The sequence below is a fragment of the Kluyvera sp. genome, from assembly GCF_965301105.1.
In genome coordinates, this window is sequence record NZ_CBDKZX010000050.1 from 11,783 (window position 1) to 30,831 (window position 19,049).

General features: G+C 57.6%; 14 protein-coding genes. 7 read left to right on the forward strand and 7 right to left on the reverse strand.

The genetic code is table 11. From position 1 onward, the window contains the following. Positions 1-68: 68 nt before the first annotated feature. The 7 genes from bglB to ACW14G_RS15820 form a co-directional block, all read right to left on the reverse strand. Entirely contained in the window at positions 69-1,148 is a 1,080-nt protein-coding gene (gene bglB / locus ACW14G_RS15790; RefSeq protein ID WP_249022391.1) for a beta-galactosidase BglB, read from the reverse strand. Further along, complete coding sequence (locus ACW14G_RS15795; protein ID WP_419057304.1) at positions 1,145-3,556, reverse strand: hypothetical protein; 2,412 nt, start codon at positions 3,554-3,556, stop codon at positions 1,145-1,147. Before ACW14G_RS15795 ends, bglB begins: the two co-directional genes overlap by 4 nt. Positions 3,557-3,794: 238 nt before the next feature. Next, a complete protein-coding gene (locus ACW14G_RS15800) occupies positions 3,795-5,465 on the reverse strand; it encodes a hypothetical protein (RefSeq protein WP_249022393.1) in 1,671 nt (556 codons plus the stop codon). Between the two features lie 80 nt (positions 5,466-5,545). Then, positions 5,546-6,607: a DUF2955 domain-containing protein gene (locus tag ACW14G_RS15805; RefSeq protein WP_167576976.1), complete on the reverse strand. Its 1,062-nt coding sequence runs from the start codon at positions 6,605-6,607 to the stop codon at positions 5,546-5,548. Next, positions 6,597-7,664 (reverse strand): HlyD family secretion protein, encoded by a 1,068-nt coding sequence (locus tag ACW14G_RS15810; RefSeq protein WP_455648673.1) that lies wholly within the window; start codon positions 7,662-7,664, stop codon positions 6,597-6,599. Before ACW14G_RS15810 ends, ACW14G_RS15805 begins: the two co-directional genes overlap by 11 nt. A 4-nt stretch (positions 7,665-7,668) precedes the next feature. After that, positions 7,669-8,136, reverse strand: a complete 468-nt coding sequence (locus ACW14G_RS15815) for a MarR family transcriptional regulator (RefSeq protein ID WP_163448860.1) — start codon at positions 8,134-8,136, stop codon at positions 7,669-7,671. Between the two features lie 95 nt (positions 8,137-8,231). Then, positions 8,232-8,570 carry a YebF family protein gene (locus ACW14G_RS15820; RefSeq protein WP_163448861.1) on the reverse strand — a complete coding sequence of 113 codons (339 nt, stop codon included), beginning with the start codon at positions 8,568-8,570 and terminating at the stop codon, positions 8,232-8,234. A 645-nt stretch (positions 8,571-9,215) separates the two neighbouring features. Between ACW14G_RS15820 and trpS the strand changes: the two genes are divergently transcribed. From trpS to ACW14G_RS15855, 7 genes are all read left to right on the forward strand, one after another. Then, entirely contained in the window at positions 9,216-10,223 is a 1,008-nt protein-coding gene (gene trpS, locus ACW14G_RS15825) for a tryptophan--tRNA ligase (protein WP_249022394.1), read from the forward strand. Positions 10,224-10,487: 264 nt separating this feature from the next. Continuing rightward, positions 10,488-11,555 (forward strand): HlyD family secretion protein, encoded by a 1,068-nt coding sequence (locus tag ACW14G_RS15830; protein WP_167576979.1) that lies wholly within the window; start codon positions 10,488-10,490, stop codon positions 11,553-11,555. Continuing rightward, positions 11,552-14,281 carry a ribosome-associated ATPase/putative transporter RbbA gene (gene rbbA, locus ACW14G_RS15835; protein ID WP_249022395.1) on the forward strand — a complete coding sequence of 910 codons (2,730 nt, stop codon included), beginning with the start codon at positions 11,552-11,554 and terminating at the stop codon, positions 14,279-14,281. Before ACW14G_RS15830 ends, rbbA begins: the two co-directional genes overlap by 4 nt. Continuing rightward, complete coding sequence (locus tag ACW14G_RS15840; RefSeq protein WP_163449108.1) at positions 14,281-15,405, forward strand: ABC transporter permease; 1,125 nt, start codon at positions 14,281-14,283, stop codon at positions 15,403-15,405. Before rbbA ends, ACW14G_RS15840 begins: the two co-directional genes overlap by 1 nt. 171 nt (positions 15,406-15,576) lie before the next feature. Beyond that, complete coding sequence (locus ACW14G_RS15845; protein ID WP_163449109.1) at positions 15,577-16,689, forward strand: mandelate racemase/muconate lactonizing enzyme family protein; 1,113 nt, start codon at positions 15,577-15,579, stop codon at positions 16,687-16,689. Between the two features lie 66 nt (positions 16,690-16,755). Beyond that, positions 16,756-18,126 (forward strand): MFS transporter, encoded by a 1,371-nt coding sequence (locus ACW14G_RS15850; RefSeq protein ID WP_249022396.1) that lies wholly within the window; start codon positions 16,756-16,758, stop codon positions 18,124-18,126. Positions 18,127-18,177: 51 nt separating this feature from the next. Continuing rightward, on the forward strand, positions 18,178-18,921 hold the full coding sequence (locus ACW14G_RS15855) for a Crp/Fnr family transcriptional regulator (RefSeq protein ID WP_163449110.1): 744 nt from the start codon (positions 18,178-18,180) through the stop codon (positions 18,919-18,921). Positions 18,922-19,049 lie beyond the last annotated feature (128 nt).

Sequence of the window (19,049 nt, forward strand, 5' to 3'; positions counted from 1 at the left end):
ACCTTACCCGGCCTACAGAATCGCCCGTAGGCCGGATAAGCGCAGCGCCATCCGGCACGCCCTGCAGCTTAATGGCTCCACTTCTCCTGCTGCAACTCCAGCAGCAGCAGCATCATCAGCGCCTGGGCATATGGCACCGGGGCCATAGCGATATCGCAGTAGTATTGCAGATCCGGGCCAACCATCGTCCCTTTTGAGGCTTCCAGCACGATCCCGCCTTCGTCGATCCTGTCGCGCAGCGCGTGCCAGGCTCGCATCGCATGTTCCGCCACTTTCTCGTCGAGGATCCCCATGCGCACGCCGCGCAGCATACCGTAAGCGATCCCGGCGGTGGCGGAGGATTCCTGCGGCGACAGCGGATCGTCGAGCAACGTATGCCACATCCCATTCTCAGCCTGTAGTTCGCACAGCGTATTGACCTGCCGCGCCACCACCACCGAGAGATAGCGCTTCACGCTGGCGTCGAGGCTGTCGCCAAGCAGGGCGATAAACTCCGGGATCGCCACGGTGATCCACGCGTTGCCGCGCGCCCAGAAGGCTTCGGAGAAGTGGTGTTTGCCGACAAACGTCCAGCCGTGATACCACAGGCCGCTCGCCGGTTCGCACAGGTAGCGGGTGTGCAGCAGGAACTGATAAGACGCTTCGTCGATCAGATCTTTGCGCTTGAGCACCACGCCCGCCGTACCGAGGAACAGGCAGGTCATAAACAGCGTGTCGTCCCACAGATGGCCAGTGTTCGGCTGCTCTTTCACCACGTGCTGGAACCCGCCCTCTTCGGTTTTCGGCAGCGTGCGCAGCAGGGAATCGGCCCAGTCGTTGACTACTTTCAGCAGATCGTCGCGCCCGGTATGTCCGGCTACCAGCGCGAGCGTGATCATCGGCGCGGTGGTGTTGATCTGGATCTCCGGCAGCCCCTTCGCCAGCTGATCTTCATACCAGGTGAGGATCGACTGTTGCAGGTTGGCATCGTTCTGCTGGCGGGCGTACTGCCAGAAACCGTAGAGACCAACGCCCACTTCCCATTCCCACTCTTCAAAGTGGATGGCAAACCCCTCGCCGCCGCTGGTGTCGACTTCGCCCATGTTTTTCAGGCGGCAGAAGCCCTGAACCACCTGCTCCAGCAGACGGCTTAATGTTGCATTGTTCATTGCGCGTCTCCTGACAGCGTAATCTGAAGTTCATTGCCCACCAGCGTCGGGAACGCGGCGGTTGCGCCGTTGTGCAGGCATTCACCCTGCCAACTCAGTTGCATCAGCGTTTGTCGGTCATCGTGGACGCGCGCGCTCTTATCCTGCTGCACAATGCGCAGCCCCTGAACACGCTGGCAGAAGGCCTCAAAATCGCCCTCGCCCACTTCCAGCCACCACGCAACGCGGCGGCCTTCAGCGCGAACTTCATCACCGATAACGGTCAGCGGCTGCGAGCAGAGCACGGCGGCAAACGCGTTGCCTGCGCGCACCGCATAGCCTTGCGTCAGCGGGCGAACCTCATCATAGGCTTCGCTGCACAGGTGGAGATGCGTCCAGCCCAGCACGTCATGTTCGTCTAACTGCCACAACATCAGCGCCCGGTTTTCTACCTGCATCAGCCGCGGCAGCACGCTGTTACCGGCCCAGAAGGAAGGACGCGCTTCGCTGCCCGGCGCAACGTCGCCGGGGTGGTTAATCCACAGGCGAGCGTCCGGTCGCGTAGCAAACTGCACATCAATCAGATGCTGCTGATGCCCACGTGCGCCGGTATGATGATCGACGCAGCTGGAGAGGCTCACCGCCGGCTGTTTCCACGCCACGATCTTGCCGCCGCCGCACTGGTAGTGGGCGCTCAGCGTGCCGTGATTCAGACGCGCATAGCGCGCAGATTCCAGGGGCGGCACATAGTCGCTCAGACAAAAGAACGGCAGCGAGGCGCACTTACGGTTGACGCGGCCGCCGCCCCAGGCGACGTGACCAAAGGCGGAAAGCTCGCTCATCTGGCTTGCCAGCAGCTCTTTCTCATAGACACGCCCCATGGTGCCCGCGGCAATGCCGGACTGGTAGTGCAGCGCGCTGGTCATCATCAGACGGTCAATCAGATGGCGCGCGCGCTGGCGCAGCGTGGCATCATCGGCCAACTGATAGAGCGCAAACAGGCCGATGTAGTCTACCGGGTAATACGGGGCCGAATTCCACTCCACGAAACCCTGCTGCTCAACCGCATCAAACCAGGCATGCAGACGCTGGGTGGCGATCGCTTGCTGTTCGCGACCGCGACGCCCCGAAGCGGTAAACAGATCGTCTGGGAACATCTGCCCGGCGAGGTACTGAGCGGTGTGGAAACAGAGCGCGTGATTCTCGCTCCAGTACCACATCACATCGTTGCCCAGTTCGTCATACCAGTAGCGATAGCCGACAATGGCGGAACGCACGCGTTTCCACAGCACCGCCGGGAAGTGTTCGCCGTGGAAGTCATGCCAGATCCACAGCAGCGGCACCATCGAGAAATCCGAGCAGTCCTGACGGGCGCTGATGCGCTGGAGCGTGCTAATCAGCATTTCCTGCGCCAGCGGGCCGCTGTCGCCGACGTGCAGCATCGCCAGCAGGCGGCCAGTGCGCGGCACGCCGTGTTCGGCGATATAGCTCAGCGCCACGCGCTTGCGGGTCTCCAGCACGCCTTCACCGCCGGGCAGGACGTCGTTGGCCAGTACGGTGAGGCTCAGGTTACGGCTCATGGTGACGTCGCCCAAACGAGCGGTCAGTTCAAGGCGGTAGTGCCCCATTTCAACGCTTGCCGGGAGGGGTAGCGTTATCCCCGTTTGGTCAGTCATGACCGAGCCGAAATCCAGCGGACAGGTTGCAATGACGTCGTTACCCAGGCTATGGATAGCGCCACGCAGATGCAGCGCACGCTCTGCCTGGCAGGGCAGATTCAACTGCTGATGCTGCGCGGTCGCCGTGGCGGGCAGCGAGTCCAGCACGGCCTGAAGCGTGTCGACGTCAGCGTTATTCACGCCCGGGAGCGTCGCGTCCAGCGGCGTGTCGCCCAGGTAGATCATGCGCAAAGCAAAGATCGTGTCGCGCTCAAATAGCTCATCGAGATGAATCAGCAGCGCGTTTTCCCCCTGCTGAAGCGCAATATCAACAACCTGCGTTTGCAGCGTGTTGCGGGTGAACGGCGTAAAGCACACGGCCTGTTGGTCATCACGCCAGATACGTACGCCGCCGCAGGTGGCAATCTCGAAGGGATAATCGCCTGCCTGCGGCGCATGCAGCGTCACGCGCAGCCAGCGCTGGCAGTGGGTGGCTACGTTTTGTACGCCGGAGAAGGTGACGGTATTGCTGGCCCCGGTCCAGGTGACAGCCGCCGCCGGTAAGGCACGCGCTGGCGACACCGTGCGCAAGGCCGCGTCGCGACGGAAGATGCGTCGGCAGAAGGATTCCTGCGCCGGGCCTTTGCCGTTGGCGAACTGATAGTCCATCGGCTCATCTACCGATTCACCGGTAAAGAATTCGGCAAACCGTTCATTGTGCGGCAGTGACACCGTAAAGCGCGTCAGCGCCTCGCCCGCAATCAGCCTCATCGTTGTTTCCTCAATAACCGCTAAATAATTAAGCGCTATTTTCTGGAAAGGATGGGAAGCATGCTACGCGCAGGAGCGCGCGCCTTCGCGGAACTGCCTGGTCATTCACAATCTCTTACCGCCGGAAGGATAAAACGTGATAAGAGTCACACTAGCAGAGTCTGTGTGACGATGAATGCCGGGAAAACTCACGTTCCCCGGCGAAATACACTTAATGATTCGTGAGATAAATCACACTTCACCCCTTCAGCTGGGTCAGTTCATGGCTCAGGCTATCGGCCAGCATGCGCACACGGGTGGGATCGAACATCACATGCAGCCCCGGAGAGGCCTCGGTATGCCGGGCGCAGAAGCTGTCCATTTCCGCCGCGCAGCGGTAGAGCTCCTGAATATTCACCTGGCAAATCTCGCGCATGCTCCAGCTGTTCTCGACCAGCCGCGCGAAGTGCAGCGTGAAAAAGGCTTTTTGCGCGTGACGGAACAGCAGACAGTAGAGGTCAAATCCCTTCCACTCTTCCTGCCAGCGCTGGTGCAACGAGTAGGGAAACGCCGCGCGGTCGGCAAAGGCCAGCGCCTGTTCGCGTAGGGTTACCGCCGCCTGCCAGGCGCTGTCTTTCTCTTCCGCAATCAGCGACAGGTTACGCGCGGAGGTCTCGACGTCGCTGGCGCTAAAGAAAATATCGCGCTCCGAGCCGGGTAGCCAGTGGTTGCGGTTAAGCTGACCGTACAGGCTCCACACCGCCTGACCATAGCTCGCAGGCACCTGGCTGTGGCGATGGAAGACGTGGTCGCGCACGTAGATAGCCTGATACAGCACCTGCCCGGCCTGGCCCATCAGCGACTGAAACTCGTCGAAGGTTGCCTCATCGGGACGCCAGCCGTAGCACTCATCCAGCCAGTGAGTCAGCAGCGCCGCGCGGGTCAGATGCTCGTTTTCCCGTGCCAGAATCTGGCTGCAGGCCACCAGGTTGCATTCGCTCAGCGTGCCCATCACCCAGTGGTTATCGACCCCTTCCCAGCTGGTTTTGCACACCGCGCCGGTAATCGTGGGGTTGCCCCGGCACCACAGCAAGCGGCCCTGAAGCTCATCGATACGCGGGAAGGGGAACACGCCCCAGCCCACCTCTTCCCCCACCAGATCCAGCTCCACCCACACATCGCGGTCCTCGACATCCAGCAGCGCCGGGTTGTTGGGGAAGGTTGGCCAGAAGCGCTCCGGCGTCAGTTTAATGGACACCGAAACGCATTCCGGCAACGTGCGGATGGCCTCCATCACGTTGCTGATATCGTGGTTACCCGCCGGAAAAGCGCGCAGTACCAGGTGCTTATTTTCACGCATCACTGCGCGAGCCATAGCGCTGAAACACTGGGTATAACGGGAGAGACTGCGGGGATCGATATGCGGCGACGGGTCGTCCTGGCCGGTCAGCTCCCAGTTGGGGCGGGAGATCGGCAGCAGGCCGTCGGTATTGGAAAGCGCCACCAGCAGACCGCTGATCGCCGGGATCTGCTGGCATAGTAAGGTGAGTTTATCCGCCAGATACTGACACCAGAATTCGACGTCGAAGCGGATGCTGCCGTCTTTATCAATCAGCTGCGGGTGCGCCGCCAGCAGGTCTGCGGGAAAACTGAGCTCTTTGGCCTGAAGATAAAATTTCAGCCCATGCTGCTGGCAGTAACCGGCCAGCCGGTTGAGGTACACGCAGCGCGCGCGCTGCTGGCTGGAGAGGCGATCGTTGTACTGATGCGGGGTGTAGCCTTTCGGCGAAACGAGCTTATCAAACAGGTCCGTTTGCCCCACCACCACGGTCGTAAACTCATGGCGGGCCGCCCACTGTACCAGCTGGCAGGCTTTGTCCCAGTTCCAGAACTCCTGGTTATTCAGTTCCAGCGCACGCGTCTTCCACATTGTCTCTCTCCATCACGCCACCGCGGCGAGCGGCTATTGTAAACACAGATGGTAGAGAACAATCAGCGTCCTGAAGTGCGCTACTTCACAATAAAGCGCGTTGGCGCAAAGCAGTTGAGCAGGCGGTGCAGAATAAACACCATCGTCAGCGTGGCCAGCAGCGAAATCGTGACCGAGGTGGCGCGGTAGAGATCGCTGAACACCAGGTCGCCGTCCGGCTGCAGATTCTGGCCGAACATAATGCCGATGGTGGTGATGCTGGCAAAGCCAACGCCCGCCCCCACTTTTTCCATCACATGCAGCCGCGCGCTGAAGGCCAGCCCCAGGCCAATTAACGGCATCATCAACAGCATGTGACTGCTGTGATCGTAGAGGATCAGTTGCACCACCAGGATGTACAAGCAGGCCAGCACCACGCCAGCGACGCGCCAGATGGAGCTGATCACCGCGCCGCGGTAGTGCATGGGGAACAGGATCAGGATCCCCGCCATCAGCGCCGACAGCGAGTCGCTAAGATCGCTAATCTGAAAGACGATAAAGATAATCGTCGCTACGCTGCCGGAGAGCAGCGATTCATGGCGCACGCGGGCAGCGTCTTTTTCAATCAGCGGCGGCGGCTTGCGCGGCTCAGCGTCCGGAATCAGGTAGTGCATCAGCGCGCTGAGCGCCACCGCCAGAACGCTGGCTTCGATATTTGAAAACAGCAGCGTATGCCAGTTGGCCGTCGGGTAGCTCATAAAGTTGAGCATCACGCTCTGGCACACCACGCCCATCGAGCCAAACAGGAACAGCGGCCCTTTGCTCATAAAACGAAAACGCATGACGTACAGCGCGAAGACCACTACCGTCATCATCACCGGCCATTGGCTCAAATAGCCGATGATCAGCACCATTTCCAGGCAGTTTAGCGAGGCGCTAAAGATAAACTGTTTCGCCACATGGCGATTAAACACCGGCACCAGCGCGGTGAGCAGCAGCGGGTAAACCACGTAGAAAACGCCGTACTGGGTATCGAAAAAGCTCGAAATACTCAACGCCAGCATACCGGCAAAAGAGATGCGCAAGGTCTGACGGAAATCGTTCGCCGTGTAGACGATATTGCCGTGAGGGGTAAAGACCTGCGCGAGGGTGTTAATAGACATAGTGCAACCAGCATATCAGGTGGATTTGCAGGCCGGAGAAGAAGCGGGCAAACGCGCCTTCGCTGTTATACAGCTGAACGGTAGCGCGCGCGCCGGTCGGCAAGGTTTTCTCCAGCGGCTCGTCCAGCGCCACGTGAATGCGCATACGCTGCGCGTCGCGCACCCAGCGGGTAGATTGCTCCGGCTGCGATAGCTCGCCGTTCACCTCTTCCTGACCGGCAAGGATCCCGGCGTCGCTGCTGGTCACTCGCGCGGCGAAGACTTTACCCGGCATAGCATCAAATACCACCGCCGCGTCGGTTCCCTGACGCGTGTGGCGCAGGCTTTTTTCGCGGAAATCGGCGACGATGTCGGTTTGCTGATTAACCACTGCCATCACCGGGCTGCCCGCCGAGGCGTACAGGCCGGGGCTAAGCTGCAAATTACTGACGGTGCCGTCAGCTTCAGCGCGAATTTTCGTCCACTCGAGATTGAGCTGCGCTTCCCGCAATGTTGTCTGATACTGCTGGAGCGTGACGTTGCGACGGTCATCGCGCTCGCCGCGCTGAATTTGCAGATTGTGAATCGAGGCGCGCAGCGCGCTCACCGACTGCTCGCTGGTCTGCCAGGTGGTGCGCACCTTATCGAGATCGGCCTGCGAGACGTTTTGCATCCGGCTCAGGCTTTGATAGCGATCGTAGGTCACGCGATCGTTACGCGCGGTAAGCTGGGCGGTTTTGAGGTTGGCCTCGGCGGCGGCAATCTGCGCGTCCAGCTGTTGATTGCTCAGCTTTGCCTGGGCCAGCGCCAGCGTCGCGGCATCGACCTTATTCTGGAACGGCGTTGGGTCCAACTCATACAGCAGGTCCCCCTTTTTCACCGTGCTGTTGTTGTGCACGTATACCTGCGAGACGTAGCCGGAAACGCGGGACGAAATCGGCGTCACCACGCGCATCACCGTGGAGTCCGGCGTGAGCGGGATCCAGATATCGGCAACGATAAAATAGGCAAACATCAGCAGGAAAGAGGCAATACTCACCCTTACCCAGCGGGCAAATTTCTGTTCTGGCGTCATCATGGTGTTATTCGGTTTTATTATTTTCTTCGCGGATATTCCGCAGATTGCAGGCTATTTGATTCAGGGTGTCGCTAAACTTCGCCATGTCAGCGGCGGGAATGCCGGTGGACACGCGCGCCTGTAAGGCTTCAATCACCTGGTTTAGCGTCTGGAGCACCGCCCGACCTTCGTCGGTCAGCGTCAGCAGGCGAATTCGTTTATCGTACGGCGATACCGTACGCAGCAGGTAGCCCTGCTGTTCAAGCAGGGTGAGCGTACGCATGAGCGGCGGCAGTTCGATCCCCTGCATTTCCGCCAGCTCGCTGACTGAGACGTTATCACCCAGCTGATGCAGCTGCATCAGCACCGTCCAGCTGGACTGGGTCAAGCCGGTGTCGGTAATCGCATGATCGATGATAGAACGCCATTGGCGCACGACCATGGCCATACGCATCCCCATCGGGCGACGGGCAAACAGTTCATCTTCAGTCATGGCAATCTCCGATCGTGTCGTACGATTACGATAATACTTACCATGATAACTATCAAGGAACGAACTGCCTAAACAGCATGGATTGTAAAATGACCCTACTGACCGGCGATGTATTCGACGTCCATGGTTTCGCAATCAACAAAGCCAATACGTGCGAGCCTGGCCGATGGCCCTTTCGCCACGAACGGCACGCGATACTCATCTTCTTCAATCGAAACTTCGCCGAAGGTGAGTTCTGGCGTCAGGGTGCCCAGCGTGCGCTTTTCACGATACCAGTGGGGGAAGCGGCCGCGTAGATAATCATCTTTGACGCGCAGCAGCGCTTTACGGGAAAAATCAATACGACACACAGAGGTGGTATCAGGATACATCTCATGAACAACAAATATGGTGGTGATGCCCGCAGTCAGCAGGCTACAAAATAGTGCGGTCACTAATAATGTCTTTCTCATGCTGAAGGTAGGTATGTTGAGTTAAATAATTATGGCATCTGAGATCATTCTAAAAATAAATAAAAACATGTAAAGCAATGTATTGGTATTGTTTCGTAAATATCGAATGGATGACTCAATAAAAAGGATTAAACCTCCTCCATTACGAGTATTTCACTGTTAATACATGGTATTTATTTTGTTATACAACAACGAAGTAACGGCTTAGTTACTGCAACGGAGCAGTAGTTTAGATCTAATAAAGAATGCTACACAATTCGCTATTCCCGCATGACAAACGCAAATTATTTTGAATATTAGAGGTAATGAATATAAGGGAGATAATCAAACATCAACCTGAAGAAGAAATATCAATACGGTTACGTAACGTTATTATTTTCTGGAAAAAATTGGCTAATCATTTCGTAAAAATTCGCCGTACTGATCATGTAAGGGGTAGACAACCAAGCCGGGTTGATGGCACGATGTCCAGATGAATACAAACGTGACCGTTACCCGCTCAAATCGTTGGTGGCTGCCTTTATAACAGGCGGCACGGATTACGTTATCTTTTTCAAAGCCGCCGGAAGGCGGCTTTGTTGTTTTTCAGTCTCGTCTTTCGGCTTTATGTCTTATAAGGAGCGACTGATGAACACCACACACACCATTCTTACCGGCGACCGTCCTACCGGACAGCTGCATCTTGGACACTATGCCGGCTCGCTGCGCCAACGCGTGCAGCTTCAGCATGAACACCAACAGTTTATTCTGATTGCCGACCTGCAGGGGCTGACCGACAACGGCAGCAATCCGCAGAAAATCAGCCACAACATACTGGAAGTCATGGCCGACTATCTCGCCGTCGGCATCGACCCGCAGCGCACCACCATTTGCCTGCAATCCGCCCTGCCCGCGCTGGCTGAGCTGACCGCGCTGTATATGAATATTGTTACCGTCGCCCGCGTGGAGCGTAACCCGACGGTGAAAAACGAGATTGCGCAGAAAGGTTTCTCGCGCGCGCTGCCGGTGGGCTTTATGGTTTATCCCATCAGCCAGGCCGCCGACATTACCGCATTTGGCGCCGATCGGGTGCCCGTTGGCGACGATCAGCTACCGATGATCGAACAAACCAACGAGATCGTGCACAAGATGAATAGCCTGACGACCGAGCCGGTGCTACGCCACTGCAAAGCGCTGCTCAGCGACGTCAGCCGCCTGCCGGGAATTGACGGCGGCGCTAAAATGTCGAAATCGCTGGGTAATACGCTGACGCTGTCAGCCAGCGAGGCGGAGATTCACCAGGCGGTCAGCGCCATGTTTACTGACCCCAACCATCTGCGCGTGGCCGACCCGGGAAAAATTGAGGGTAACGTCGTCTTTACCTACCTTGATGCCTTCCATCCCGACAAAACGCTGGTCGCGGAGATGAAGGCGCACTACCAGCGCGGCGGGCTGGGCGACAGGCAGTGTAAGAACGAACTGGAAACCTGTTTGCAGGAGCTGCTGGCCCCCATTCGCGAACGCCGCGCGACCGTCATTCAGGATAAAGCGATGCTTACAGATCTCTTGCGCCAGGGCAGTGAGCGGGCGCATGCAGTGACGCAGCAGACGCTGCACGCGGTCAAGCGCGGGCTGGGGCTCCCCCTTTTGTTCTGAGCGCCATAAGGGCATCAGGCTGTGCGGATGCCCTTCGCCCGTTTTGATTAATCGTGTTACACAATCAGCAAGTCCCTGTTAATGGTATGGACATAATCAATGCCGATGCTAGTATGACATTGACAGTAGCTATATTTATGCGTGTTTCATTTACGGCCAGGATTGCTGATGATGACCACATGAGTAGCACACTTCACAGCATCCTTTCCCATTCTCAGTACGAAACGCGCGCCACTCAGCAACAGGGAACAGAGCGGGTAGCGTATGGACAAATTCAAGCGGCATTGGGCCTGGTATCTTGTCGGTTTAGCGGTGGCCATTGCCGCCGTGACATGGTGGATGCTGCGTCCACCGGGGCTACCAGAAGGCTTCGCCAGCAGCAACGGCAGAATTGAAGCCACCGAAGTGGATATCGCCAGCAAAACCGCCGGACGTATCGAGGCGATTCTGGTCAAAGAGGGGCAGTTTGTCCGCCAGGGCGAGATCCTGGCGAAGATGGACACCCGCGTCCTGAATGAACAGCGGCTCGAAGCCGCCGCGCAGATTAAAGAGGCGCAGAGCGCCGTCGCCGCGGCAAAAGCCCTGCTCGACCAGCGACAAAGCGAAATGCGCGCCAGCGAAGCGGTGGTGAAACAGCGCCAGGCTGAGCTTGACTCAACGTCAAAACGCCACGCCCGTTCCAGCACGCTATCGCAGCGCGGCGCGGTATCCGCTCAGCAACTTGATGATGACCGCGCCGCCGCCGAAAGCGGTCGGGCTGCGCTGGAATCTGCCCGCGCCCAGGTTTCTGCGGCTAAAGCGGCCATCGAAGCGGCACGTACCAGCATTATCCAGGCGCAAACCCGCGTTGAAGCCGCTCAGGCCACCGAGCGACGTATCATGGCCGACATCGACGATAGCACGCTGAAAGCGCCGCGCGACGGACGTATTCAGTATCGCGTCGCCGAACCCGGCGAAGTGCTGGCCGCCGGTGGCCGGGTGCTGAATATGGTCGACCTGGCCGACGTCTATATGACCTTCTTCCTGCCAACCGAGCAGGCTGGCCTGCTGGCACTCGGCAGCGAGGTGCGTCTGATCCTCGACGCCGCGCCGGATCTGGTGATCCCCGCCCATATCAGCTTTGTCGCCAGCGTCGCCCAGTTCACACCGAAAACCGTAGAAACCAGCGACGAGCGGCTTAAATTGATGTTCCGCGTTAAGGCGCGCATTCCGCCCGAGCTGCTGGCAGAACACCTGGAATATGTGAAAACCGGCCTGCCGGGCATGGCCTATGTCCGACTGGATAACCAACAGCAGTGGCCTGCCATGCTGATGGTGAGGCTGCCGCAATGAAACAGGATACACATCCCCCGGTCGCTCAGCTTGAGCACGTCGGACAGCGTTTCGGCACGACCGTGGCGCTCAACGACATCACGTTGACCATTCCGTCTCGCTGCATGGTGGGGCTGATTGGCCCGGACGGTGTGGGCAAATCCAGCCTGCTGTCGCTGATTGCCGGCGCGCGAGTGATTGAACAGGGTAATGTGATGGTGCTTGGCGGCGATATGCGCGACGCCCGACATCGCCGCGATGTCTGCCCGAAGATCGCCTGGATGCCGCAGGGATTGGGTAAAAACCTCTATCACACGCTGTCGGTGTACGAAAACGTCGACTTCTTCGCCCGTCTGTTCGGTCACGATAAACACGAGCGCGAAGCGCGTATTGATGAGCTGCTGCACAGCACCGGGCTGGCGCCGTTCCGCGATCGTTCGGCCGGGAAACTCTCCGGCGGTATGAAGCAGAAACTGGGCCTGTGCTGCGCGCTGATCCACGATCCGCAGCTTTTGATCCTCGATGAACCCACCACCGGCGTCGACCCCCTTTCCCGCGCGCAATTCTGGACGCTTATCGACAGTATCCGCGAGCGCCAGCCTGACATGAGCGTACTGGTCGCTACCGCCTATATGGAAGAAGCCGAGCGCTTCGACTGGCTGGTCGCGATGAACGACGGGGAAGTGCTGGCCACCGGTAGCGCCGAGGAACTGCGTACGCAAACCGCCAGCCAGACGCTGGAACAAGCGTTTATCGCGCTGCTGCCAGAAGCGCAGCGCAATGCGCACCAGCAGGTGATTATCCCACCGCGCGACGCGAGCGAAGAAGAGATTGCCATTGAAGCCCGCGGCCTGACGATGCGCTTCGGCGATTTTGTCGCGGTTGACCACGTTAACTTCCGCATTGCCCGCGGCGAGATTTTTGGCTTTCTGGGATCTAACGGCTGCGGTAAATCCACCACTATGAAAATGCTGACCGGGCTGCTGCCCGCCAGCGAGGGCGAGGCCTGGCTGTTCGGTCAGCCGGTGGATCCGAAAGATATCGCCACCCGCCGCCGCGTCGGCTATATGTCGCAGGCTTTTTCGCTCTATAGCGAGCTGAGCGTACGTCAGAACCTGGAGCTGCATGCAAAGCTGTTCCATATACCGGATGATCAGATCCCTGGCCGTGTGGCGGAAATGAGCCAGCGCTTTATGCTTACCGAGGTCGAAGATGCCCTGCCCGCAGCGCTGCCGCTGGGGATCCGTCAGCGCCTTTCGCTGGCGGTGGCGGTGATTCATCGCCCGGAGATGCTGATCCTCGATGAACCGACCTCCGGCGTCGATCCGGTCGCGCGCGATATGTTCTGGCAGTTGATGGTGGACCTGGCGCGGCGGGATAAAGTCACCATTTTTATCTCCACCCACTTTATGAACGAAGCCGAGCGCTGCGACCGTATTTCACTGATGCATGCCGGCAAGGTGCTGGCCAGCGATACGCCGCAGGCGCTCGTGGAACAGCGCGGCGCGGCCACGCTGGAAGCGGCTTTTATCGCTTATCTGCAGGAGGCTTCTGACCCGGCTCCCGTCGCGGAAATGGTGGATACGCCGCGTAAGAGTGAGAACGAGCCGCCGCGCCAGGCCTTTAGCCTGCGGCGCCTGTTCAGCTACAGCCGCCGCGAGGCGCTGGAGTTACGGCGCGATCCGGTGCGCTCAACGCTGGCGCTGCTCGGTACGGTGATCCTGATGTTTATCATGGGCTACGGGATCAGTATGGACGTCGAGGATCTGCGTTTTGCGGTACTCGATCGCGATCAAACGGTTAGCAGTCAGGGCTGGACGCAGAACATTGCCGGATCGCGCTATTTTATCGAGCAGCCGCCGCTGTATAGCTACGACGATCTCGACCGTCGCATGCGCGACGGCGAGCTGGCGGTGGCAATTGAGATCCCACCTAACTTTGGCCGCGATATTGCTCGCGGCACGCCGGTGCAGATTGGCGTGTGGGTCGACGGCGCGATGCCAAACCGCGCGGAAACGGTGCGCGGCTACGTGCAGGCGATGCACCTTGCGTGGTTACAGGAGATGGCTGGGCGTCAGCCTTCTGCCAGCCGGGATACGTCGTTGATTTCTATCGAGACACGCTATCGCTATAACCCGGACGTGAAAAGCCTGCCGGCGATCGTCCCTGCGGTGATCCCGCTGCTGCTGATGATGATCCCGGCGATGCTCAGCGCGCTGAGCGTAGTGCGGGAAAAAGAACTGGGGTCGATCATCAACCTGTACGTCACGCCAACCACCCGCAGCGAGTTTTTGCTCGGCAAGCAGGTGCCGTACATCGTGCTGGGGATGTTCAACTTTCTGCTGCTGTGCGCGCTGTCGGTGTTTGTCTTCGGCGTACCGCACAAGGGCAGCTTCCTGACGCTCACGCTGGCGGCGCTGCTATACGTGACGATCGCCACCGGGCTGGGGCTGCTGATCTCCACCTTTATGAAGAGCCAGATTGCGGCGATCTTTGGTACGGCGATCATTACGCTGATCCCCGCCACGCAGTTTTCCGGCATGATCGACCCGGTAGCCTCGCTCGAAGGGCCTGGACGCTGGATTGGCCAGATTTATCCAACCAGCCATTTCCTGACTATCGCCCGCGGCACCTTCTCGAAGGCGCTGGGTCTGGGTGACCTGTGGGGATCGTTTATTCCCTTACTGATTGCCGTACCGCTGGTATTGGGGCTTTCCGTATGGCTGCTGAAAAAACAGGAGGGGTAATGCGCGGATTACGCAATATTTATAACCTCGGTGTGAAAGAGCTGCGCAGCCTGCTGGGCGATAAAGCCATGCTGGCGCTGATCGTCTTTGCCTTTACCGTCTCGGTTTACTCCTCCGCGACGGTGATGCCGGGCTCATTGCACCTGGCGCCAATCGCCATTGCCGACATGGATAAATCGCAGCTTTCCTCACGGATTATCAATAGTTTCTATCGTCCGTGGTTTCTGGAGCCGGAGCTTATCACCGCCGATGAAATGGACGCCGGGCTGGATGCCGGGCGCTATACCTTCGCCATTAACATTCCGCCTAATTTTCAACGAGATGTGCTGGCAGGAAGGCAGCCTGATTTGCAGGTAAACGTTGACGCCACACGCATGAGTCAGGCCTTTACCGGCAATGGCTATATCCAGAATATCGTGACCGCCGAGGTGAACAGCTTTGTGTCCCGCTACCGCGAAAATAGCGTGCTGCCGGTGGAGTTGGCGGTGAGGATGCGCTTTAACCCCAACCTTGAACAGGAACGATTTGGCGCGGTGATGGCAATTATCAACAATATCACCATGCTGGCGATTGTCCTGACCGGTTCAGCGCTGATTCGCGAGCGCGAGCATGGAACGGTGGAGCACCTGCTGGTGATGCCGGTGACGCCGTTTGAGATAATGCTTGCCAAAATCTGGTCGATGGGGCTGGTTGTTCTGGTGGTGTCGGGGCTGTCGCTGATATTGATGGTGCAGGGCGTGCTGCAGGTGCCAATTGAAGGGTCGATCCCGCTGTTTATGCTGGGGGTGGCGTTGAGCCTGTTTGCCACGACGTCGATCGGTATTTTTATGGGGACGATTGCCCGTTCAATGCCGCAGCTGGGGCTGTTGATGATTCTGGTGCTGCTGCCGCTACAGATGCTTTCCGGTGGGTCCACGCCGCGCGAGAGCATGCCGCAGCTGGTGCAGGATATTATGCAAACCATGCCGACCACGCATTTCGTCAGCCTGGCACAGGCCATTCTCTATCGCGGGGCAGATTTTGCCATCGTCTGGCCGCAGTTCTTAACGTTGCTGGCGATTGGCGGCGTCTTTTTTACTATCGCGCTGGTTCGTTTTCGTAAGACGATTGGAGAGATGGCCTGATATCACGCTGTCCGTCACCCCGGCGGGCAGCGGCCAAATTCGCGATCCACTTCAAAAAACGCAGTTAATCCCTTCCGCTTCCGAGGATGTGTCAACCGTTTGACAGCCTTGCCGGAGGGCCGTTGTTACATTGCGGCCATCCGTCAGGACATACAGACACAGGAAGCAGCAATGAAAATCACCAAACTCACCACGTTTATTATGCACGTGCCGGTCACGAAAAATATTATCGGCGACTCAACCCATAGCATTACCCATTGGGGAATGCCGGGAGTGATGATCGAAACGGATACCGGTCTTGTTGGCTATGGCTATACCGGCACCCATGCCGATATCACCACCGACCGCCTTATCACCACGATCATTCAGGACGTTTTCGGCCCCATGCTGATCGGCGAAGATGCCAGCGAAGTCCGCTATCTGCACCGTAAGATGTCGCGCAGTTCGACCAATATCTGGGTTGGTCGCGGCGGTTTGATGCAAATGGCGCTCTCTGCCATTGATATCGCGCTGTGGGATCTTAAAGCCAAAATGGTCGAGCAGCCGCTATGGAAAGTCTTTGGCGGCTCGAAAAACACCCGCGTTCTCGCCTATAACACCGACTGCGGCTGGCTGGTCCGCGATACGGCGGAGCTGGTTGATGACTGCAAGAAAATGATTTTTGAAGAAGGGTTTAATGCCATCAAAATGAAAATCGGCAAGCCGGACCCGCGTGAGGATCTCAAACGTATTGAGGCCGTCAGAAAGGCGATCGGCGATGACGTGAATCTGATGGTCGACGCGAACGCCAAATGGGACATCAGTACCGCCAAACAATACGGCTCACGGCTGGCGGATTTCGATATCACCTGGTTTGAAGAGCCGATGTGGCACGATGACGTCGCGAGCCACCGTACGCTGGCTGAACATATCCACACACCGATTGCGCTGGGTGAGCTTCTCTATCAATTTGATTCATTTAAAGAATTTGTGCTGGCGGGTGCCGTGGATTACCTGCAGCCGGATGCAACGCGTTGTGGGGGGCTGACGGCGGTTTGGGAAATTGCCGATCTGGGTCAGGCTTTCAATCTGCCGGTCACGCCCCATCACGGTGACATGATGCAGGCGCAGCTGCACCTGGTCATGGCGCACCCTTCCTGCTCATTGCTGGAATTTATCCCCTGGACGCTGGACTGCTTCGTCGATCCGGTGGAAGTCAACGAGGGGTACTATTCTCTGCCCACCGCGCCTGGCGCCGGCACTACCCTTCGCCAGGAGGCGCTTGAGCGCTTTAGCGTAAGATAAACCAACCTGTATCGCCCGGGCACGGCTCGGGCCACAACAATAATGACAAATACAAAGAGGTGATTTATGCCCGCCCCTACCGATCAGGATTTATCACTGGCAATCCGTAAATCCATTCGTCGGATCATCCCGATGGTGACGTTGATGTTTATTCTGGCCTATCTGGATCGTTCCAACATTGGCTTTGCCAAACAAGAGTTTCAGCTGGATACCGGCCTCAGTGATGCGGCTTACGCTTTCGGCGCCGGGATCTTCTTTATCGGCTATGCGCTGTTTGAAGTCCCCAGCAATATATTGCTTTATCGTATCGGCGCTCGCGTCTGGCTTGCGCGTATTATGGTGACCTGGGGCCTCGTGTCCGCGTCGATGATGTTTGCCCACACGGAGTCGGTTTTTATCTTCTTACGCTTCCTGCTTGGCGTCAGCGAAGCAGGTTTCTTTCCCGGGGTTATTCTTTATCTGACCTTCTGGTTCCCGCAGCATATCCGCGCGCGCGTCACCGGCTACTTTCTGTTTGGCGCACCGCTGGCCTTCATCATCGGCGGGCCGCTTTCCGGTTCACTGCTGTCGCTTGAGGGCACGGTACTGGCATTTGGTTTGCACGGTTGGCAGTTGATGTTCCTCGTGGAAGGTCTGCTCGCCTCCGCCGTTGGCATCTGGGTCTTCTTCTATCTTGATGACCGCCCTGATAACGCTAGCTGGCTGACAAAACAGGAAAAAGCGGCGCTAAATAAAACGCTGGATCAGGAGGAACAGGTCAAACTCGCCCACGGTCCGAAAGGGGTGTGGCAAGCGCTGCTGGACATCCGTGTGCTTTATTTATGCCTGATCTGGTTTACGGTGCAGGTATGCGGTTATGGGATCTACTTCTTCCTGCCGACGCAAATCGCTACGCTGATGGGCACCAAAGTGGGCTTACTGGTCGGTTTCATTACCGCTATTCCACCGCTGTGCGCGGCTATCGCGGTGTACTACGTGCCGCGTATTTCGGAAAGATTGCAGGAGCGTCGTTATGTTGCCTCTATCACCTTTATGTCCGGCGCCGTCGGGATTGCCATCTCCGGGCTCGCAGACAGTATCCCGTTGATTGCCATTGTCGCTCTGTGCGTCGCTGCTGCCGGGCACCTGGCAATGCAGCCGTTATACTGGACCTTCCCCTCTTCTTATCTTGGCGGTGCGGCAGCCGCTTCGGGCATCGCGTTGATTAACTCGATGGGGAATCTGGGAGGATTTGTGGCACCAAACCTGCGCGTCTGGGCGGAACAGACCTTTCACTCTGCACAGGCGGGGCTCTATTTCCTGGCCATGGTGACGGCAGCGGGCAGCCTGATGATTCTGGCGCTCCGTCGGTTCGGCATTGAAAAGCCCATGAACACGCCGCCCGCCAACCGCAACGTACCGGCCAGCGAGGCAAAATATCTGCGCCACTCTGATTAACAGGAAATGATACAGTGCTACGACAACAATCAACCTCAGGCAGTCACAACGATGGTTAAGATATTGACCGTAGCACCGTCACATGATCCCGTCATTTCGCCGGAGGAGATCAACACTATTCTGCTTGGCAGCAGTTGGTTTCGCGCACTACCGGATTATCTCATTGAACAGATGGTGTCCCGCGCCACTCTGTATCAATACGAGAATGGTGAAATCATTCACTACCGCGGTGATGAATCGCTGGGTTTGTATGCGGTCATCACCGGTTCCGTGAAGGTGAGTTCCGTCTCAGCCGATGGCAGAGAATGTATTTTCCGCTATCTTTCGCCGGGCAACTGGTTCGGCGAAATTGGTATGATCGATAAGTCTACCCGCACCCACGATGCGAGGGCGATCGGTAAGACGATACTCCTGACGCTAAAGCCCCGCGACGTTGAATTCCTTCTGCAAAACTACCCGATTCTTCATCGTTTTCTGGCGTTACTGTTGTGTAAAGTGGTACGCAATGCCTTCACCATGCTGCATGACAGCACGTTGTTATCGGTGTCTGCGCGCCTTGCAAAGCGGCTAGTCAGCCTATCAGAGGGATACGGCGAGCCGCATGAACGGGGAGTGTTGATCAATCTCTATCTGACGCAGGACGATCTGGCGACAATCATTAATACAACTCGCCAAACCATCAATAAACGGTTGGTTGCGTGGGAGAAATTGGGATGGATAGACGCGAAGTACGGCAAAATTTTAATCGTCAATATCAATGCACTCAGGCAGTTATATGCTGATGAAGACGAATAGCGCGATCTGATCGCTTTTTCTATTTCGCACAGACGCAAAAAAGCCCATCCGTCAGGATGGGCTTCTTCACTAATTGATGCCTGGCAGTTCCCTACTCTCGCATGGGGAGACCCCACACTACCATCGGC

Coding starts and splice junctions, on each gene's coding strand:
- ACW14G_RS15810 (WP_455648673.1), bottom strand. CDS start 7,664: ATGATGACGCCAGAACAGAAATTTGCCCGCTGGGTAAGGGTGAGTATT.
- ACW14G_RS15845 (WP_163449109.1), top strand. CDS start 15,577: ATGAAAATCACCAAACTCACCACGTTTATTATGCACGTGCCGGTCACG.
- bglB (WP_249022391.1), bottom strand. CDS start 1,148: ATGAACAATGCAACATTAAGCCGTCTGCTGGAGCAGGTGGTTCAGGGC.
- trpS (WP_249022394.1), top strand. CDS start 9,216: ATGAACACCACACACACCATTCTTACCGGCGACCGTCCTACCGGACAG.
- ACW14G_RS15800 (WP_249022393.1), bottom strand. CDS start 5,465: ATGTGGAAGACGCGTGCGCTGGAACTGAATAACCAGGAGTTCTGGAAC.
- ACW14G_RS15855 (WP_163449110.1), top strand. CDS start 18,178: ATGGTTAAGATATTGACCGTAGCACCGTCACATGATCCCGTCATTTCG.
- ACW14G_RS15815 (WP_163448860.1), bottom strand. CDS start 8,136: ATGACTGAAGATGAACTGTTTGCCCGTCGCCCGATGGGGATGCGTATG.
- ACW14G_RS15850 (WP_249022396.1), top strand. CDS start 16,756: ATGCCCGCCCCTACCGATCAGGATTTATCACTGGCAATCCGTAAATCC.
- ACW14G_RS15805 (WP_167576976.1), bottom strand. CDS start 6,607: ATGTCTATTAACACCCTCGCGCAGGTCTTTACCCCTCACGGCAATATC.
- ACW14G_RS15795 (WP_419057304.1), bottom strand. CDS start 3,556: ATGAGGCTGATTGCGGGCGAGGCGCTGACGCGCTTTACGGTGTCACTG.
- rbbA (WP_249022395.1), top strand. CDS start 11,552: ATGAAACAGGATACACATCCCCCGGTCGCTCAGCTTGAGCACGTCGGA.
- ACW14G_RS15830 (WP_167576979.1), top strand. CDS start 10,488: ATGGACAAATTCAAGCGGCATTGGGCCTGGTATCTTGTCGGTTTAGCG.
- ACW14G_RS15840 (WP_163449108.1), top strand. CDS start 14,281: ATGCGCGGATTACGCAATATTTATAACCTCGGTGTGAAAGAGCTGCGC.